Below are 16,581 nucleotides of genomic sequence, written 5' to 3' on the forward strand. Positions count from 1 at the left end.
GGAGACACCCCTCACGTGATCGGAAAGTCGAAGTAGACATCTGGATATGGTTCGCGTGTGAGCGTGTAGTGCCACCACTCGCAGTCGTACCGATCAAATCCACAGTCCTCCATGATGAAACGAAGAAGCTCACGATTCTGGGACTCGATCGGCGTGATTCCTTGCGCGCGATGACCTGAGATTGGGTCCATCAGGTCATGGTCACCACCCATCGGAGCAAGTTCGCCGGTCGCAAGGTGATAGAGAGTCAGGTCGACGGCGCTCCCCCTGCTGTGTCCCGACTGTGTTGCCACGTAACCCTTTTCGAGCATCTCAGGTCTGGTGATATTGGGATAGTGCCGCTGCTTCGTTTGGCCATCCTCTGGCTGTTCCGACCAGCGCAAGAATGCGTCGACGGCACGCCGAGGACGGTAGCCGTCCCAGAGGAGTAGCCCGAAACCGGCGGACGCCGCCTTTTCGCGTGCTTGCTCGAGTGCTGCGCACAATGCCCGGGTGCCGACGATGCGATTCGCGAGGTAGCCCTCAACCGGCTTCCCGGTGAAGTTGTCCCACGTGGCGTACTTGGCATCCCAGCGGACCCCGGGCACCCAGTCGTCGACGTAGACGAAGTCCTCGATCATCGCTTCTTGCCGTTCAGTGCTATCGAGATGAGCCGGTCGACCACGTCGGAGAGCGGCAGACCCGCGGCGACCATCATCCGCGGGTACCGGCTGTACGACGTCAGGCCTGGCATGGTGTTGACCTCGTTGAGGATTACTCTCCCGTCGTCGGTGAGGAACATGTCAACGCGGGCAAGTCCCGTGCAGCCGAGGGCGCGGTAGATGGCCTTGGCGGTCTCTTGGAGGAGCCGGCGCGATTTTTCGGAGATGTCGGCGGGAACGATGAAAGTCGCGTTTTCCGAACCGGTCTCGGGTGAGTCCTCCTGGTGGATCCTGAAGAATCCATGCGAGAGGTCGACGCGATCTACCTCGCCTGTAATCAGGCCGCACAGGTCACCCATGACCGCGCAACCGATCTCGCTGCCGGCCACGGCTTCTTCGATGAGGACCTTCGAGTCGTACTGTCGCGCAACGCTCAGCGCATTCGGCAGCTCGTCCTCTCGGGTGACCTTGTTGACGCCGAAGGACGAACCCGACCGGGCCGGTTTCACGAAAACAGGATAGGAGAGACTACCGGCGTCGACACTGTCGTTCGCCGCGAAAACCCCAAAGTTCGGCACGGTGATTCCCGCGCTCTCGGCGACGACGTAGGCCAGGGACTTGTCCATACATACAGCCGAGCTCTGGATGTCGCACCCGACGTAGGGGATGCCGGAGAGCTCCAAAAGACCCTGGATAGCACCGTCTTCGCCGAGCTTGCCGTGAAGAACGGGGAAGACGACGTCGAGGCGCACGGTTTCGTAGCCTGCTTTACCCATGACCAGCAGGCCGTGCACACTTCGATCGGGTGACACCATGGCCGGACGGGCGCTGCCATTCTCCCAATCTGCGTCGGGGCCGTCACAGAGCTTCCAATTGCCGCCGTTCGTGATGCCGATCCAAAACGGTTCGTATCTCTCGGTGTCGAGGTTTCTTGCCACCTCTCGCGCCGACTTGACGGAGACAGGATGTTCTTCGCAAGCCCCTCCGAAGATCACCCCGACCTTCAGTTTGCTCATGCTGTTTTCCCACTTTCGAAGTTCAGGCAGTTCAAGAGACTGTTTGCGACGGTGTCGTTCAGAGCGTGGTCTGTGTAGTACGCGGAGTGCGGACTGATCAGCACATTCGCCAGGCGCTGGAGCCGCACCAGGGCCGTGTTGTCGATGAGCGTATTTCTGCAGTCGGCGTAGAAGATTCCTTCCTCTCCTTCGACTACATCGAGTGCCGCGCCGCCCAACCTGCCGCTCTCCAAGGCGAAGAGGAGGGCCTCGGTATCGAGCAGCGCTCCGCGACCGGTGTTGACGATGTACGCGCCGCGTTTCATCCGATCGATGCGTCGGCGATCGAGGAGATGATGTGTATCTACGGTCAGCGGAGTGTGGAGGGTGACAATGTCGCTGCGGCTTAGCAATTCATCGAGCGCAACGTAGTCGACAGAGGCGTGAGGGCGACTGTCACACGCCAGGATGCGACAGCCGAATCCCCGCAACCTGTCGATGACTGCTGTTCCGATGCGCCCTGTCCCGATCACCCCGACCGTCAAGTCGCGCAATTCCCTGCCACGGGTGTCGCTCAGCCGATAGTCATGCGTGTCGGCGCTACGGACAATGGATTTCGCGTGGCGCACAGCCATCAGCATCAACATCAACGTGTAGTCGCCCACGCTGTCGGGTGAGTAGTCGACGGTGCCGACCGTGATACCGATGCTCGCCGCGTACTCCACGTCGATGTGGTCGGACCCGATACTTCTGGTGGAGATGTACTCCACTCCGGCTCGGCTGAGCGCCAGCAGCGTGGAGTTGGTGATTTGCGTCTTGTGACTCACGCTGATGCATCGGTTGCCGCGCGCCAGTTCAGCATTGGTTTCACAGACCGCGGCCTCCGTGATGGACGGCGTTACCCCGAGACGGGCCCCCATCTCGCGGAACAAGACGGCTTCATCGTGACCGCATCCGAAAACTCCGACCCCCGTGGCCGCAACATTCAAGGGTGTCGAATCTTCGAACGCTCGGACGCCCCACTCCGTGATCATTTCGCTTGAGATCGCACCCAGTTCGCTGTAGACCATGACTACAGTCAAGACAGCACGCTGTTACCAGCGCGTATGAAATTCTTGATATCCGCACGATATGCCACCCGTTGGAAAGGCGTTGGGAGCTAGGAGAATCTGATGCGGTCGATTGTCGGTGACCTCCAATCCGTTGTCGGGTCACGGCATCGAAATCTGACCCGGTCAGCGCAATCCTCGACTACGAGTCGACGAGGTACACCTACTGCCGGCGACGCTGTGGTTGCTTAGGTCTCGACCGGCCGCAGGACGCGATTTCATTCTCGAACAGTCACGCTCCAGCAACAGTGACGGACAGGCGAGAGATCCGTAGGGCTCGCGATGGACGTCAAAGCCCCCGGTCTCTTGCATGCGTGGGTGGGTGAAAACTGCGCCCGGCGATTGGCTTGCTTGTAGCTACGGTTGCCGCTGCCCGATTGACCGAGCCGTTTGTCACCTTCTCTACGCTGCGCTCGAACGACGCGGTGTCGTGCTGGAGACCCGGTGATGGTGCGCCTCGACCGGTAAGCGGCGCGCTTGACTTGATCGAACTACCACCCCCGGGTGCTTAAATGCACCTCCGTAGCCCGTCAACGGCTGACTACATCGCCCGTATCGGGTAGCCACTCACTGCCCGACGGATGACGAAAGATGATCGGCACACCCTTCGCACGTGGCCAGTCAGTGCTGTCCGATACCTGAAGGTGCACATGCGGTTCCGTACTGTTCCCCGAATTTCCGCATCTCCCCACCGGTTGATCCGTCACAACCTGCTCGCCCTCGCGAACGGACGTCGATCCCTGTTGCAAATGCGCGAGCACGACGAAAGGTCCCTGCGCAGACAAGGCGATGACCACCCGATTTCCAGCAACCGCGTCGACGCCCGCACGAATTCTCTTCGGCTGTCCCAGCATGTAAGGCACCAGGGTCACCTGCGAGCGTCGGGCACGATGATCGGGTTCCTCGTCATGGATCTCCACCACAGTGCCCGCCACCGGCGACAGGAGCGGCACACCGAAACCGTGAAAGATGCCCGGCGGTTCGGCCGAGAAGATACTCTGCCAACGCCAGGGGGCGGATCGGCCGAGCGAGTCGACTGCGACGAAGTCGATCGCATGGGAAACACCGAACAAATCGGTGCCATGGCTGGGGATCTTCCTCGCAGGACTGTTCTCCACCCGCCACTGTCCGCGAAATGGAAACTGCATCACCACTTTATGCAAGATCGCCCCGATCGCAAGAGTTTGTCAGTGCCATCGGCCACATTATCGACACCGCGGTCCCCGGGCGCGTGATCCGGTCTCTGACCGTATTCACACAAGCTTGCAGCCGTGTCGTTCTCGATCCCCACCGGCAACAAGAAAGGCCGACTCGACCTCTTCTGGCGGTCGTTCGATCTGTGTCATTGTCCAAAACTGGTTTGAAGTTTCCTGTGATCAGCGATGCGCCACGGCCCACGACTGCATCGTGGTCGATCGCGCTATCTTCGATTTGAAGCGGATCTTCTCAAAGTAGGGTCGTGTCGGTGATTGCCGAACTGACAGACGGAATCAAAACCGCCTTGCATCCAAAGTTGCCCACGGTTAGAGGGCGGACCGACGAGCCTGGTAGTCGATCGAGATTCATGGCGCTTGTAGCTGGAGCGTTGCTTGTTGCCGTGCTGTTCGGTACGGCGGTAGGTCAACTGACGAGCATGGTCAATTCGGTGGCCGGCAGCTATGTACTCGGCGCTGTTCAAACACTTCCCCTTCTCCTGATCCGGGTGGCACCGCTGCTCACCTGGCAGATGGTCGCACTTGGCATGTTTGCGGGAACGCTGTCAGGGCTGGTCCAGGACGAGGTTTTTCCATGGCCGGCGGCAAGCTGCATTGCGGCGGGGCTCTCCCTGTATCGAGTGGCCCGAGTGCATCCGCCTGATGTGGCGGCCGCAGTCGCCCTCGTGTCGTTCTCGGCGATTGTGCTACCGACTGTTTGGACGGTGGAGATGCCACCGTTTGCGTTGCTGATCATTGCCGCGACGTTGGCCGCGATCACAGCCGCGGGAGTGGTCATGAAGCGACTGTCGTCGGCGGAAAGCGCCCTGGCGGACGAACAGCAGCTCCGCATGGGACAGGAGAGGCGTCAGGCAGTGATCGAAGAGCGGGCGCGGATCGCACGGGAACTGCACGATGTAGTGGCGCACCACATGTCGATGATCGCGGTGCAGGCTCAGGCCGCACGGTTCAAGAGCCCCGACCTCCCACCCGAGGCGATTGCGACGTTCGACGACATACATCGCGCATCGGCAACCGCACTGACCGAGATGCGCCAGGTTATCGAGGTCCTTCGTGACCCGGATGAGGCAACTGAACACTCACCGGCACCGAACCTGTCCGACATCGGCGCCCTTGTGCGCCAATGGAGCGCGGCCGGAGCCCACGTCACGTTGTACACGGACGGGAAGCTCGACACGCTGCCGGAAGCGCTGTCCACTACCGTCTACCGCATCCTCCAGGAATCGCTCGCCAATGCAGCACGTCACGCACCCGGCATGAAGGTTGAGATACGCGTGACCCGCACGAACGACGAGCTTCGGGTGACTGTCGGCAACGAAACTGAACAGGTGTCCGCCGACTCGAGAGGCCGAGGACACGGACTTGTCGGTATCGCCGAGCGGGCAGCCGCATTCGGCGGAAGTATGAGTGCCGGGATGACGAAGAACGGACGATACGAGGTGTCTGTAATCTTCCCGGTTCGTGGACGAAACATCGCACCACGCAGTAACATTGGCGATGGTCCGAGCGCAGTGGAGCGCCGCCGGTGACCATCCGGGTTCTGCTGGCGGACGACCAGGAATTGGTGCGCGACGGAATCGCAGCCGTGCTCGGGGCCGAACCTGACATCGTGGTGGTCGGCGAGGCCGCGAACGGTGCGGAGGCCGTCGATCTCGCTGTCAGCCTGCGGCCCGACGTTGTCGTGATGGACATCCGAATGCCAGTGCTCGATGGAATCCGGGCGACCGAGCAGATCCTCGCATCACAGGGTGAGGCGACGAACTCGATCCGCGTGCTGATGCTCACGACGTTCGACCTCGACGATTACGTGTACGAAGCGCTCAGTGTCGGTGCAAGCGGGTTTCTGCTCAAGCAATCCACCGCGGCGGATTTCGTCCGGGGCGTGCGCACCGTCGCGGCCGGGGAGTCGATGCTGGCACCGACTGTCACAACCCGGCTCATCTCGGAGTTCGCCCGGCGTCGGCGCGGTCGCCCGAACACCGCCGCAGTGTCGGCGTTGACTCCCCGAGAGCTCGACGTGTTGGACGCTCTGGCCACGGGTCTGTCGAATCGAGAGATCGCGTCCGATCTCGTGCTGGCGGAGGAGACAGTGAAGACCCACGTCGGGCGGATTCTCACCAAGCTCGACCTTCGTGATCGGACGCAGGCTGTCGTTTTCTATTTCGAGAATGAGCTCTCCCACCGGCTCGACTAGCTCCTCCGGGGGATGCCGAGTTTGGCTCTGATGCGTGACGACATGATCCCTTCGTCTTTGTAGCGTCGAAATATGCTCTTACAGAGGGATTTTCGTACCATTTTCGGTCGGGACCGCCTGCTCGTCGGCATCTACGTGGCACTGGCCGCGTACACCGCCGTGTACGTGATGGCCACCGAATTGACCACGCATCGGGTGTGGGGAGTGTGCGCTGTCGCTGGCTATCTCGCTGCGGGTGCGGTCCTGTTGCGATCACGTAATCGACCTCGAGCGGCTTATATCGCGGTGTTGGGTGCCGTGTTGGTTCCGATGATCGTGCTGATCGGTAGCGCACTCGCGCAGCTCGAGGTTGCAGTCGTCGTCGACTCGGCTCGCCACTTGCTCGACACCGGTAGTCCATACGTAGATGACCCTCACGAGCTGACTCAGTACAACCCTTACCTTCCGGCGATGGCGTTGTTCGGGCTGCCTGGCGTCGTCCTGGAGGGTCCGCTCGGGGACCCGAGAGTATGGTTCGGAGTGTTCTTCGCCGCCTGTGTGCTCACCGTTGTTCGGCTGACGAGATCCGACCGGGGACGAATTGATCAGGAGTTGTTCGGAAAGCTCGGGCCTCTCACAGCGTCCCCTCTCATCGCGATTCCGCTGTGCACAGGTGGGGTTGATCTGCCGGTCATCGGTGCGTGTCTGCTCGGTGTGGCACTGATGGCGGCGGACCGCCGATGGGCCGCGGCTACTGTGTTGGCGTTCGCGTGCGCACTGAAGTGGACCGCATGGCCGGTAGCCATCGTCGCGTTGGTACTACACCGCCAACGCGCGGGTACGTGGTCAGCCGTGCGGGTCGGCGCGGTGTCCATGGCTCTGGCGGGAGCAGCAATCGTTCCTCCAGCAATCCTCGATGGCGGCGCACTGGTGGAGCACACGGTGTTGTTCCCACTCGGCCGCGCGGACGTTCCGACCCCGGCAGGGTCGTCGGTGATCGGCGGAGCGTTGTCGGCCGCGAGCGAGTACGGCGACATCGTTTCTTCGCTTGCACTTCTCGTCGGTGCCGTCGTCATCGGAATCAGACTGTGTGTGAACCCACCGCGCACGTTCGCGGCCGCCTGCTCGATCGCTGCAGTCGGGCTCACCGTGCTGTTCCTCCTTGCCCCTTCGGCCAGGTTCGGGTACTTCGCCTACCCTCTGATGTTCTGGGGAATGGCGTGGATTGCGAGGGTTGCCGGAACGGATACCGCCGTCTCCAGTTCCAATCGTGCAAGCGAGCGGGTCGCGGCATGAGCCGGACCTTGATCGTGACCAACGACTTCCCGCCGAGGCAGGGCGGCATCGAGACGTTCGCATCGGAGATGGCTCGCCGCTTTCCGTCCGACTCGATCGTGGTCTACACCTCGGCAGAACGGGGAGCCGCCGCCTACGACGCTTCGCTTCCATTCTTGGTCATACGGGACCGCAGCCGAACCCTGCTTCCGACAGGACGGGTGATGCGCAGGGCAGGTCGAATCGCGCTTGAATACGGCTGCGATACCGCGTGGATCGCTGCTGCAGCTCCCCTGGGCCTGATCGCTCCCGCGCTTCGGGCCTGCGGGGTGAAGCGGGTCGTCGCCACTACTCATGGGCATGAAACATGGTGGGCCAAGTTGCTTTCAACGCGGTGGGGACTACGGACAATTGGTCGTTGGGTCGACGTGCTGACGTATATCTCTGGCCATACCTACCGCGCAATCCTGCCAGCGATGTCACCCGATACCGCGCTGGTGCGCCTGAGCCCGGGCGTCGACGTCGAACAATTCAACCCCGTGCGCGGCTCCGGGGCGGGCCCCGATCCATCCCCGGACGGGAACAGTGGCGTGATCGTGTGCACCGCGCGTCTGGTTCCGCGGAAAGGCCAGGACTCGTTGATTCGTGCGCTTCCTGCGGTTCTGGAGCGACATCCCGACACCAAGTTGCTTCTTGTCGGCGACGGCCCTGACCGTCGACGTCTGCAGCGTCTGGCCCGGACAAAGGGCGTGGAGGACGCGGTGACCTTCGTTGGGGGACTTCCGCACGAGCTCGTTGCGCAAATCCTCGCCGGCGCCACGATCTTCGCGATGCCGTGCCGAACGCGTCGCCTGGGACTGGAAGAGGAGGGACTTGGTATCGCATATCTGGAGGCCTCCGCGATGGGGTTACCGATCATCGCGGGTGATTCCGGAGGTGCCCCCGAAACCGTGCAGGCAGGCCGAACTGGCTATGTAGTCAAAGACGTCGAGCAATTGACCCAAGCCATCGTCGAACTCCTCGACAACCCGGCTCGCGCTCGCGCGATGGGGGAGCGCGGCCGCAGGTGGGTTGCGGTGCAATGGACTTGGAACACCGCGTACTCAACTCTTCTCACTGCTCTGTTCCCGAACGTCCTTGCCGACGGCCAGGATCGGTCGAGTACGCCACAACAGTGATTCGCAGAACCTCCCGACTCTGCAATCTCGAACTGCAACGATTTCTCGCGCCGACAGGGCGACCCCGGGTTGGTGTTGCTCAAGTCGACGGCGTTGTGGTCGCCTAGACATTTCGGCGTCTACGCATGACTGCATAGTGCTTGGGTCGGTGCGGTGTCAGGACAGTGTGGTCTCGACCTTACCGGCGGCATCTATCTGCTCACGGATGATGTCACCGTGACCTGCGTGCCGGGCGAACTCCTGAATCATGATCAGCAGTGTCCATCGCATGCTGATGGTTCCTTCGATGGGCAGATCGATGGTGTCGTCGAGATCGAACCGGGAGGCGATGGCGCGCGATCGTGTGCTGGCGCGCTCGAACTCATCAATGACGTCGGCCAAGGTCTCGTGATCGTCGACAGTAAAGGGTTCCTACATCGCGTCGTGCGTAGCCGTCGCAATCGTATTCGTCGAAGTCGGCCCAATGCCTTTGGAACCAAATGCGTTCTGCCGCAGCAGCGTGCTTGATGAGTGAGATAGGTGTCGTGAGGGATGGGACCAAACGCCTGCGGGCTTCGGATTCGCCTAGGCCGCGGGCCGTGTCGATAAGGGCTCGTCGGTTGCGGTCCAGCATGGCGTCGATGATCTGTCGATCATCTCCAGCGGTAATCATGTCGTCGTACATCGTCGTCCTTTCTTTTCGGCGGGTAGGGGAGTCATGCGAGGGCCGCTTGTGTTCGGGGAAAGCGTTGGGTTCGACGAAGTCGTGTCGTCATGGTTTGCGGCCGCACGATCAGGGCTGGCAACGCAGTGTGTGGTTTGCCCCAGCGGACGCTTCTAGCAACCGATGCCGGGCGAGTGTCGAAGACCGCGCAGAGGCCTCAGCGGACTCGTGAACATCAACGCGTTCGGCCACTGGAATTCTAAGCCTTGCGCTCAGCGGCAACCTCACGACCTTGACCACCCCGCCACAGTGCCGCATCCCGGCACTGGGGCATCCAACCTCACCAGCTGGAGGGAACTGCCCCTGATCCGCGCTCGAGCATGGGTCACCATGATCATCGGCGACTCCGGCACACATCGGAGCCGGTAGCTGCTTTCTCAGGCCTAGACCTGCAGCGCAAGCCACAGGCCTGCCACTGCACCGACGATGGTCAGCGGAGTCGTAATGACGCCCAACACTGTGAAGGTGCGTAGATCAGCCGGCTCGTCGTTGGCCGATGCGACGCGTCGCCACAGCATGATTGCCAACGACCCGACGTAGGTGAGATTGGGGCCGAGGTTCACCCCGATCACCATGGCCAACAACAGCGCCGGGGGAGCGTCGGCTCCGAACGCTGCCAGCAGCAGCAGCGTCGCGGGCAGGTTGTTGACGATGTTCGACGCCACCGCCGCAATGGCCGCCGCGGCCAGGAGCGACGTGAAGGTTGTGTCGGACGGCAGGATTCGCGTCAGCCAGTCACCGATCGGGCCTGTGGTGACGCCGAGAACGACGATGCCGAGCAGAAAGACGAAGCCACAGAACGGCAGATCGGCGCCGCGCAGAATGGCGCGAGGCGTGGTGCGCTGATCTCGAAGTGCCGGGATCGCGAGCGCAATCGACCCCACCGCCGCCACCCAGAACGGTTCGATGTCGAACAGGCCTGCCACTGCGAAGCCGATGAGTGTCGCGCCGAGGATGACGAGCGTGGCTCGCGGTGCGGGGACGTCGTCGGCGCTCTGCTGGGTCGAGTTCTCCGGCGGTGTGGCGGTGCGGGTCAGATCCTTGCGGAAGAAGATCAAGAACACCGCCAACTCGATGGCCACCGCGAATATCCAGGGCAATGCCATCAGAGCGGTGAAGTGCAGGAAGGTGAGTCCGGTCGCGGCGAAAGCGAGCAGGTTGGTCAGGTTCGATACCGGCAGCAACGTCGAGGCCGAATTGGACAGGTGCGCAGTGGCGTAACTGTGCGGACGCGGCGACATCCCCAGGATCCGCGCAGCACCGATGATGGCCGGCGTCAGCAGCACCACGGTGGCGTCCAGGCTCAGTACTGCGGTGGTCGACGCCGCTGCCGCGAACACGAGGGTCAGCAGTCTGCGTGGGCTGCCCTTCGCGCCTCGTCGTAGCTTCGCCGCGATCCAGGTGAATACTCCGAGCGCGTCCGAGAGATGCGCCAGGATCAGGATGAATGCCAGAAACACCACGGTCGGAGCGAGTTCGAGAACTTGCTCTCGTGCGGCGTCGAGGCTGACGAGACCGACGAGCAGAACGATCGCCGCAGCCGGAAGTGCGGCGACGATCTCGGGCAGACCACGAGGGCGCACGATCGCGAAGACGAGGACAGCAGCGACCAATGCCGCGGCGAGAACGGTCACGCGAGAATCTTCACGAGCGTCCGCAGGTTTCGAGTGGTCGTCGTGGCCTTGTACTTGGCTTTCGCCGTGGCTTTCCCGAACGTGCTGTCGGTGGTGCTGCCCTTGCGCACCTCCCAGTAGAGAACGCTGTTCCCCTCGGTGATCCTTTCGAGCTCGGGGTCGAGTTCGTCTGCAAGAGCAGACAATTCGGTCAAATGGCTATCATCGCTACCGAACACCACATAAGGATGCCAGCCTTCTCGTTCGGCGTCGAACGGGTAGGACTCCACTATCGCTCGAAGTGTCGGCACGTCCAGCACGACAACCCAGGCCTGGTAGCCGAACGCCTGGGCCAGTGTGTTCTCCGCCTGTGCCTTCACCCCGGCGGCAGTCAGCGGGGAGCGCAGCAGGACATTTCCGGTCGCCAGAACGGTCCGGACATCGGTGAAGCCGGCCGATGTCAGAGCCGCGCGGAGATCGGCCATCTTGATGTTGATGCCGCCGACGTTGATGCCGCGCAGCAACACGACCCATTCGCTCATGGGAGGAACTGTAGTGAAGCGCTCGACAAAGGCCTTGAGTAAGTAGTTAGTAACCAGTAACTTGTTGAGCATGGCGCAGCGGGAACGGATGACCGGACCCGACCGTCGCGAGCAGATCCTGCGGATCGCAGCGGAAGAGTTCGCGACGGCCGGACTCCACGGCGGTTCGACCGAGGCGATCGCGCGCACGGCCGGCATCACTCAGGCCTACATCTTTCGGATATTCGGAACCAAGAAAGCGCTGTTCTCCGAATTGGTCGTCGCGTCCTTCGATCGGTTGGCGGACGGAATGCGCGAAGCGGCGGGTACGGACACCGGGCAACGGGCGTTGGCGTCGATGGGGGAGCGCTACTACGCCATGCTCGAGGATCGAACCTCACTGTTGCTGCAACTACAAGGGATCGCAGCATGTGGCGACCCCGAGGTCCGGGACGCGGTGCGGGCGGGCTTCGGCCGGATGTGGAACACCGTTGCGGAGATCACCGGGCTCGATGCCGTGACCGTGAAAGCATTTCTCGCGTTCGGCATGCTGCTCAACAGTGGTGCGGCCCTGCAGATCGACGACGTCGACGCACCATGGGCGAACGGAGTGGGCACTCGCATCCAGGCCGGATTGTTCGACCACATCACGAGCGACACGAACCGATGACCGCCGAGGCCGAGTGCCACGACTCGCGATTGCTCGTGCCTTCGCTGGTGTTCGTCGGGGTCGTCGTGGCCGCCGTCGGCAGTCTCGGTGCTCCGTTGATCACCAGTGTTGCAACCACATTCGATGTATCGCTGTCGAGCGCGCAGTGGACGTTGACGGTGGCGCTGTTGACGGGTGCCGTCACGACACCGATTCTGGGCCGTCTCGGATCGGGCCCGCATCGAAGGGCAGCGATTCTCGGGACACTCGGTGTGGTGTCGGTTGGAGGAGTTCTGACCGCGCTCCCACTGTCCTTCACCTGGTTGCTCCTCGGTCGAGCGGCACAGGGAGTGGGGCTTGCTCTGACCTCGATGCTGATGGGAGTTGCCCGAGATCATCTGTCCGACAGACGCTCTGGATCAACCATTGCGTTGTTGTCGGTTGCATCGACGGCGGGCGTCGGCGTGGGGTACCCGTTGTCGGGGCTGTTGACCGAGCACGGTGGAATCCGCGCCGCCTACGGATTCGGTGCTGTGATCACCGTCCTTGCGCTGCTTGTTGCGCTGAGAGTCATTCCTGCTGCTGCGCAGAAACACTCGCTGCGGATCGACGTCCCCGGTGCACTGCTGCTCGCGCTCGTTCTGTCGATGGTCCTGATTCTCGTGAGCGAGAGGGCGCTGTGGACGAGCTATCCCTGGTGGGCGGGAGCGATGGCCACAACAGCTGCCATCGCAACATATATCTGGGTGCGGATCGAGATCGGAAGTTCGGCACCGCTCGTCGATCTCCGGTTGCTCCGCCATCGGGCCGTGGTCGGGGCGAACGGAGCGATGTTCCTGGGCGGCATAGGCATGTATCTCCTGCTCACCATAGTGACGCGATACGCGCAGACGCCGTTCGGTGCCGGATACGGCTTCGGGCTCGACGTCCTCACGGCAGGACTGGTCCTGGTTCCGTTCTCCGTGTTCGGGTTTCTCGCGGGCAAACTGGTGCCCCGCGCACTACGTCGGGTGGGGCCCGCCCACGCTCTGACGGTCAGCGCACTCGTCGTTCTAGGGGCCCTGGCGCTGTTCGCCGGAACCCGAACCAGCGTCCTGGAACTCTGCGTCGCGATGTCGATCCTGGGCTTCGGTGTCGGGAGTTTTTCGGCGGCGATGCCGTCCGTCGTTCTTTCGGTGGTTCCGTCGGGGGAGACCTCGAGCGCCATGAGCGTCAACCAGGTGGTGCGCAGTGTCGGTTTCGCGTTCGGTAGTGCGATCGGCGGTCTGGTTCTGGCCGGCGGAACGCATGCCGGTTCGACCTTTCCCACGGAAGGGTCGTACACGTCGGCCGCCTGGGTCGGCATGGCCGTCACCGCTGCCGCAGCCGTCACGAGCGTCACCGTCCTTCGTGGCCGGGCAGCCGCCGAGCCGTCGTCGTGAGACGAGTAGAGTACGCAACCGCGAACGAGTTGGCCGGACGGCTGCGGCTCGGAGGACCGGCGACCGAGTGTCGTCGCGCTTCGAGCCGAGGAAAGTCCGGACTCCACAGAGCAGGGCGGTTGTTAACGGCAACCCGAGGTGACTCGCGGGACAGTGCCACAGAAAACAGACCGCCTGCGGATCGGTTCTTCGGAATCGAACTGCAGGTCAGGGTGAAACGGTGCGGTAAGAGCGCACCAGCATCCCAGGTGACTGGGATGGCTAGGTAAACCCCGCCCGGAGCAAGGTCGAAGGCTGCACCTCGAAAGTGGTGCAGCTGCGCAGGTGCTCGAGGGCTGCTCGCCCGAGCCTGCGGGTGGACTGCTCGAGGTACCCGGCAACGGTGTGCCCAGATGGATGGTCGTCGACGTCGAACCTGCGAAAGCAGGAACGGCAGACAGGATCCGGCTTACAGGCCGACTCGTTCGCACTCACTATTTCTCCGCAGTTCTCCTGCGGCGTCGCTCCATGGGGCACACTGGAAGTCATGACCGACGACGACACCTCCTGGTACTACGACATCAGCACCAAGCAGGTCGTACAGGGCAAGCAGACCAACGCCCTCGACCGCATGGGCCCGTATCCGGACAAGGCCACCGCGGAACAGGCGCTGAAGATCGCCGCGGCTCGCAACAAAGCCGCCGATTCCGACGACGACTGGAACAACTGACGGTGCTGCTCACCCGGCTGAGGGCTCCGGGCTTCGACTTCGAGGCCATCAGATCCGAGTTCGCACTGACCGAAGCGTTCGACCCAGACGTGATGCGCGAGGCGGTCGAAGCCCGAGACCTGCACGCCGACAGCAGAATCGACCGCACCGACATCCCGTTCGTCACCATCGACCCACTCGGCTCGAAGGACCTCGACCAAGCCGTACACATCGAGAAGACGTCCAACGGATTGGTGGTGCACTACGCGATCGCCGACGTGGGCGCACTGGTGACGCCCGGGGGAGCGCTCGACGCCGAAACTCGTCGACGCGGACAGACGTTCTACCTCCCCGACGGATCCGTACCGTTGCATCCACGAGAGCTGTCGGAGGGTTCGGGCAGCCTGCTGGAGGGGCAGACTCGCTGCGCCGCGCTGTGGACCATCGAACTCGACGACGTCGGCGAGGCAGCCGCGTGGACGGTCACCCGCGCGCTCGTTCGATCGACCGCCCGGCTCGACTACGCCGCAGTGCAAGCCGATGTGGACGCGGGGACACCGCATCCGTCCATCGCCGCGCTGGCCGAATTCGGGGCCCAGCGCGCAGCTGCGGCCAGACGACGCGGAGCCGTCGATATCACGCTTCCCGAGCAGGAAGTGGTGCCCGACGGGCAGGGCTGGCGCACCGTCCTGCAACCACGCACCGCAGTGGACGGTTGGAACGCCGAAGTATCGCTGCTGACGGGAATGTGCGCCGCCAGAATCATGCTCGACGCCGGAATCGGCATCGTGCGCACCCTGCCACCCGCCTCGTCGGAATCCGTGGACACACTGAAGAAGACGGCACAAGCACTCGAAATTGACTGGCCCGCAGGCGCATCCGCCGGGGCAGTGCTGGCCGGACTGCCCACCGACGAGCCGTCGACGCTGGCGATGATGACCCAGGCGACCGGTTTGCTGCGCGGTGCGGACTACCTCGCATTCGACCGCGCAACGAACCCGGTGGACAGTGATACATCGGTCGAGCATTCGGGAATCGGCGCGCCGTACGCGCACGTGACGGCACCGCTGCGTCGGCTGTCCGATCGCTTCGCCACCGAGGTGTGCCTGGCCGTCGTGGCCGGAGCGCCGGTACCGGACTGGGCGGCGCAGGCATTGCCGGAGTTGCCCGCCACCATGCGCGGATCGGATTCCGCGGCGTCGAAAGTGGACCGCGCCTGCATCGACCTCACCGAAGCGCACGTACTGAAAGACCGAGTGGGCGAGCAGTTCTCTGCGGTCGTGCTGCGCGGTGCCGAGGGGAAGCGGGACGCCGAGGTGTTGGTGTCACAGCCGATCGTTCTCGGAAAGTGCGACGGAGAACCGCCCGCGGGGGAGTCGGTGAAGGTCCGGTTGACCCGGGCCGACACCGACTCTCGCACAGTCCGGTTCGACTACCCGGCCGTCACGGCCTGAAACGATCCGTCGCCTCGACGAGGTGATGCACGGTGCCGGGCTCGGCCGCAGAATGGCCGGCGTCGTCGACGATCACCAGATCGGCACCGGGCCAGGCCTTGTGCAGCGCCCACGCGCTCGTTGCCGGGCAGATGACGTCGTAGCGGCCCTGCACGATGACGCCAGGAATGCCGTCGAGCAGGTGGGCGTCACGTAGCAGTTGATTCTCTTCGAGAAAGCAGTTGTTGCGGAAGTAGTGGTTCTCGATACCGGCGAATGCCAGGGCGAACCGTGGATCCGAGTTGTCCTGCACTGCATCCGGTTTCGGCAGCAGGTAACTCGTCGCCGCCTCCCAGGTGGACCACGCCACCGCAGCTCGGGTTGCGGCCTCGCGGTCGTCGGACATCAACTGTCGGTGGTACGCCTGAACGAGATCGCCGTCGCGCTCGTCCTCCGGAATGGGTTCGAGAAACTTCTCCCACAGATCGGGGAAGATGTGGCCTGCCCCGCCGCCGTAGTACCAGTCGATCTCCGACGGCCGCACCAGGAATATCCCCCGCAGTACCAGCCCCCGCACGCGATCGCGGTGCGACTGCGCGTACGCCAGCGACAGCGTCGAGCCCCAGGATCCGCCGAACACCAACCACGTGTCGATACCCAGGTGCTCCCGGAGCTTCTCCATGTCCGAGATCAAGCGGTGGGTTGTGTTGACCGACAGATCGGCTCCGTCGGCGATGTGCGGGGTCGACTGCCCACAGCCCCGCTGATCGAACAGCACGATTCGATAGGTCTGCGGGTCGAAGTACCGGCGCTGCAACGGATTGGTGGCACCGCCCGGACCGCCGTGCACGAACACCACCGGCGCACCGTCGGGGTTGCCCGAGACCTCCCAGTAGATCTGTTGGCCGTCACCCACGTCGAGGTGTCCGGTGTCGATCGGGGCGATCTCGGGGTAGAGGGTCCGCATC

Annotated in this window: 17 protein-coding genes and 1 other RNA gene; 9 read left to right on the forward strand and 9 right to left on the reverse strand. The window is 63.1% G+C overall.

Annotated features, from left to right (window positions below):
- Nucleotides 1–11: 11 nt before the first annotated feature.
- The 4 genes from vanX to AB0366_RS25950 form a co-directional block, all read right to left on the reverse strand.
- Nucleotides 12–620, reverse strand: coding sequence for a D-Ala-D-Ala dipeptidase VanX (vanX, locus tag AB0366_RS25935; protein WP_366246533.1), 609 nt, complete (start codon nucleotides 618–620; stop codon nucleotides 12–14).
- Nucleotides 617–1,657: a D-alanine--(R)-lactate ligase gene (gene vanA / locus AB0366_RS25940; RefSeq protein WP_366246534.1), complete on the reverse strand. Its 1,041-nt coding sequence runs from the start codon at nucleotides 1,655–1,657 to the stop codon at nucleotides 617–619. The genes vanX and vanA overlap by 4 nt, the downstream gene beginning before the upstream one ends.
- Complete coding sequence (locus tag AB0366_RS25945) at nucleotides 1,654–2,706, reverse strand: D-isomer specific 2-hydroxyacid dehydrogenase family protein (protein ID WP_366246535.1); 1,053 nt, start codon at nucleotides 2,704–2,706, stop codon at nucleotides 1,654–1,656. The genes vanA and AB0366_RS25945 overlap by 4 nt, the downstream gene beginning before the upstream one ends.
- Before the next feature lie 569 nt (nucleotides 2,707–3,275).
- Nucleotides 3,276–3,698, reverse strand: coding sequence for a M23 family metallopeptidase (locus tag AB0366_RS25950; RefSeq protein ID WP_366246536.1), 423 nt, complete (start codon nucleotides 3,696–3,698; stop codon nucleotides 3,276–3,278).
- Between the two features lie 512 nt (nucleotides 3,699–4,210).
- On the opposite strand from AB0366_RS25950, the gene AB0366_RS25955 reads away from it, so the two are divergent.
- From AB0366_RS25955 to AB0366_RS25970, 4 genes are all read left to right on the forward strand, one after another.
- On the forward strand, nucleotides 4,211–5,488 hold the full coding sequence (locus AB0366_RS25955; protein WP_366246537.1) for a histidine kinase: 1,278 nt from the start codon (nucleotides 4,211–4,213) through the stop codon (nucleotides 5,486–5,488).
- Nucleotides 5,485–6,153 carry a response regulator transcription factor gene (locus AB0366_RS25960; RefSeq protein ID WP_366246538.1) on the forward strand — a complete coding sequence of 223 codons (669 nt, stop codon included), beginning with the start codon at nucleotides 5,485–5,487 and terminating at the stop codon, nucleotides 6,151–6,153. The genes AB0366_RS25955 and AB0366_RS25960 overlap by 4 nt, the downstream gene beginning before the upstream one ends.
- Before the next feature lie 72 nt (nucleotides 6,154–6,225).
- A complete protein-coding gene (locus tag AB0366_RS25965; RefSeq protein ID WP_366246539.1) occupies nucleotides 6,226–7,428 on the forward strand; it encodes a glycosyltransferase 87 family protein in 1,203 nt (400 codons plus the stop codon).
- Complete coding sequence (locus AB0366_RS25970) at nucleotides 7,425–8,585, forward strand: glycosyltransferase family 4 protein (protein ID WP_366246540.1); 1,161 nt, start codon at nucleotides 7,425–7,427, stop codon at nucleotides 8,583–8,585. The genes AB0366_RS25965 and AB0366_RS25970 overlap by 4 nt, the downstream gene beginning before the upstream one ends.
- Before the next feature lie 156 nt (nucleotides 8,586–8,741).
- Here the strand turns inward: AB0366_RS25970 and AB0366_RS25975 are convergent, their stop codons facing one another.
- The 4 genes from AB0366_RS25975 to AB0366_RS25990 all read right to left on the reverse strand — a co-directional run bounded on the left by AB0366_RS25975 (nucleotide 8,742) and on the right by AB0366_RS25990 (nucleotide 11,443).
- Nucleotides 8,742–8,966, reverse strand: coding sequence for a DUF664 domain-containing protein (locus AB0366_RS25975; RefSeq protein WP_366246541.1), 225 nt, complete (start codon nucleotides 8,964–8,966; stop codon nucleotides 8,742–8,744).
- Nucleotides 8,950–9,249 (reverse strand): DUF664 domain-containing protein, encoded by a 300-nt coding sequence (locus AB0366_RS25980; RefSeq protein WP_366246542.1) that lies wholly within the window; start codon nucleotides 9,247–9,249, stop codon nucleotides 8,950–8,952. Before AB0366_RS25980 ends, AB0366_RS25975 begins: the two co-directional genes overlap by 17 nt.
- A 422-nt stretch (nucleotides 9,250–9,671) precedes the next feature.
- Nucleotides 9,672–10,922 carry an ArsB/NhaD family transporter gene (locus AB0366_RS25985; RefSeq protein ID WP_366246543.1) on the reverse strand — a complete coding sequence of 417 codons (1,251 nt, stop codon included), beginning with the start codon at nucleotides 10,920–10,922 and terminating at the stop codon, nucleotides 9,672–9,674.
- The gene (locus AB0366_RS25990; protein ID WP_121869565.1) at nucleotides 10,919–11,443 is read right to left on the reverse strand and encodes a DUF1697 domain-containing protein; all 525 of its coding nucleotides are present in this window, start codon (nucleotides 11,441–11,443) and stop codon (nucleotides 10,919–10,921) included. The genes AB0366_RS25985 and AB0366_RS25990 overlap by 4 nt, the downstream gene beginning before the upstream one ends.
- A 70-nt stretch (nucleotides 11,444–11,513) precedes the next feature.
- On the opposite strand from AB0366_RS25990, the gene AB0366_RS25995 reads away from it, so the two are divergent.
- From AB0366_RS25995 to AB0366_RS26015, 5 genes are all read left to right on the forward strand, one after another.
- Entirely contained in the window at nucleotides 11,514–12,092 is a 579-nt protein-coding gene (locus tag AB0366_RS25995; protein ID WP_366246544.1) for a TetR/AcrR family transcriptional regulator, read from the forward strand.
- Nucleotides 12,089–13,492, forward strand: a complete 1,404-nt coding sequence (locus AB0366_RS26000; RefSeq protein WP_366246545.1) for an MFS transporter — start codon at nucleotides 12,089–12,091, stop codon at nucleotides 13,490–13,492. Before AB0366_RS25995 ends, AB0366_RS26000 begins: the two co-directional genes overlap by 4 nt.
- Nucleotides 13,493–13,517: 25 nt before the next feature.
- Nucleotides 13,518–13,959, forward strand: an RNA gene (gene rnpB, locus AB0366_RS26005) — RNase P RNA component class A.
- 59 nt (nucleotides 13,960–14,018) lie between these two features.
- Complete coding sequence (locus AB0366_RS26010) at nucleotides 14,019–14,201, forward strand: hypothetical protein (protein ID WP_045194843.1); 183 nt, start codon at nucleotides 14,019–14,021, stop codon at nucleotides 14,199–14,201.
- 2 nt (nucleotides 14,202–14,203) lie between these two features.
- Nucleotides 14,204–15,634 carry an RNB domain-containing ribonuclease gene (locus AB0366_RS26015; protein ID WP_366246546.1) on the forward strand — a complete coding sequence of 477 codons (1,431 nt, stop codon included), beginning with the start codon at nucleotides 14,204–14,206 and terminating at the stop codon, nucleotides 15,632–15,634.
- On the opposite strand, the gene pip is transcribed toward AB0366_RS26015, so the two are convergent.
- Nucleotides 15,624–16,580: a prolyl aminopeptidase gene (gene pip / locus AB0366_RS26020; protein WP_366246547.1), complete on the reverse strand. Its 957-nt coding sequence runs from the start codon at nucleotides 16,578–16,580 to the stop codon at nucleotides 15,624–15,626. The genes AB0366_RS26015 and pip overlap by 11 nt on opposite strands.
- Nucleotide 16,581: the final 1 nt, after the last annotated feature.

Origin of the sequence: Rhodococcus sp. NPDC076796, assembly GCF_040702765.1 — a bacterium.
Lineage (GTDB): Bacteria > Actinomycetota > Actinomycetes > Mycobacteriales > Mycobacteriaceae > Rhodococcoides.

Coding starts and splice junctions, on each gene's coding strand:
- AB0366_RS26010 (WP_045194843.1), top strand. CDS start 14,019: ATGACCGACGACGACACCTCCTGGTACTACGACATCAGCACCAAGCAG.
- AB0366_RS25945 (WP_366246535.1), bottom strand. CDS start 2,706: ATGGTCTACAGCGAACTGGGTGCGATCTCAAGCGAAATGATCACGGAG.
- AB0366_RS25980 (WP_366246542.1), bottom strand. CDS start 9,249: ATGTACGACGACATGATTACCGCTGGAGATGATCGACAGATCATCGAC.
- AB0366_RS25965 (WP_366246539.1), top strand. CDS start 6,226: ATGCTCTTACAGAGGGATTTTCGTACCATTTTCGGTCGGGACCGCCTG.
- AB0366_RS25990 (WP_121869565.1), bottom strand. CDS start 11,443: ATGAGCGAATGGGTCGTGTTGCTGCGCGGCATCAACGTCGGCGGCATC.
- AB0366_RS25995 (WP_366246544.1), top strand. CDS start 11,514: ATGGCGCAGCGGGAACGGATGACCGGACCCGACCGTCGCGAGCAGATC.
- AB0366_RS25970 (WP_366246540.1), top strand. CDS start 7,425: ATGAGCCGGACCTTGATCGTGACCAACGACTTCCCGCCGAGGCAGGGC.
- pip (WP_366246547.1), bottom strand. CDS start 16,580: ATGCGGACCCTCTACCCCGAGATCGCCCCGATCGACACCGGACACCTC.
- vanA (WP_366246534.1), bottom strand. CDS start 1,657: ATGAGCAAACTGAAGGTCGGGGTGATCTTCGGAGGGGCTTGCGAAGAA.
- AB0366_RS26000 (WP_366246545.1), top strand. CDS start 12,089: ATGACCGCCGAGGCCGAGTGCCACGACTCGCGATTGCTCGTGCCTTCG.
- vanX (WP_366246533.1), bottom strand. CDS start 620: ATGATCGAGGACTTCGTCTACGTCGACGACTGGGTGCCCGGGGTCCGC.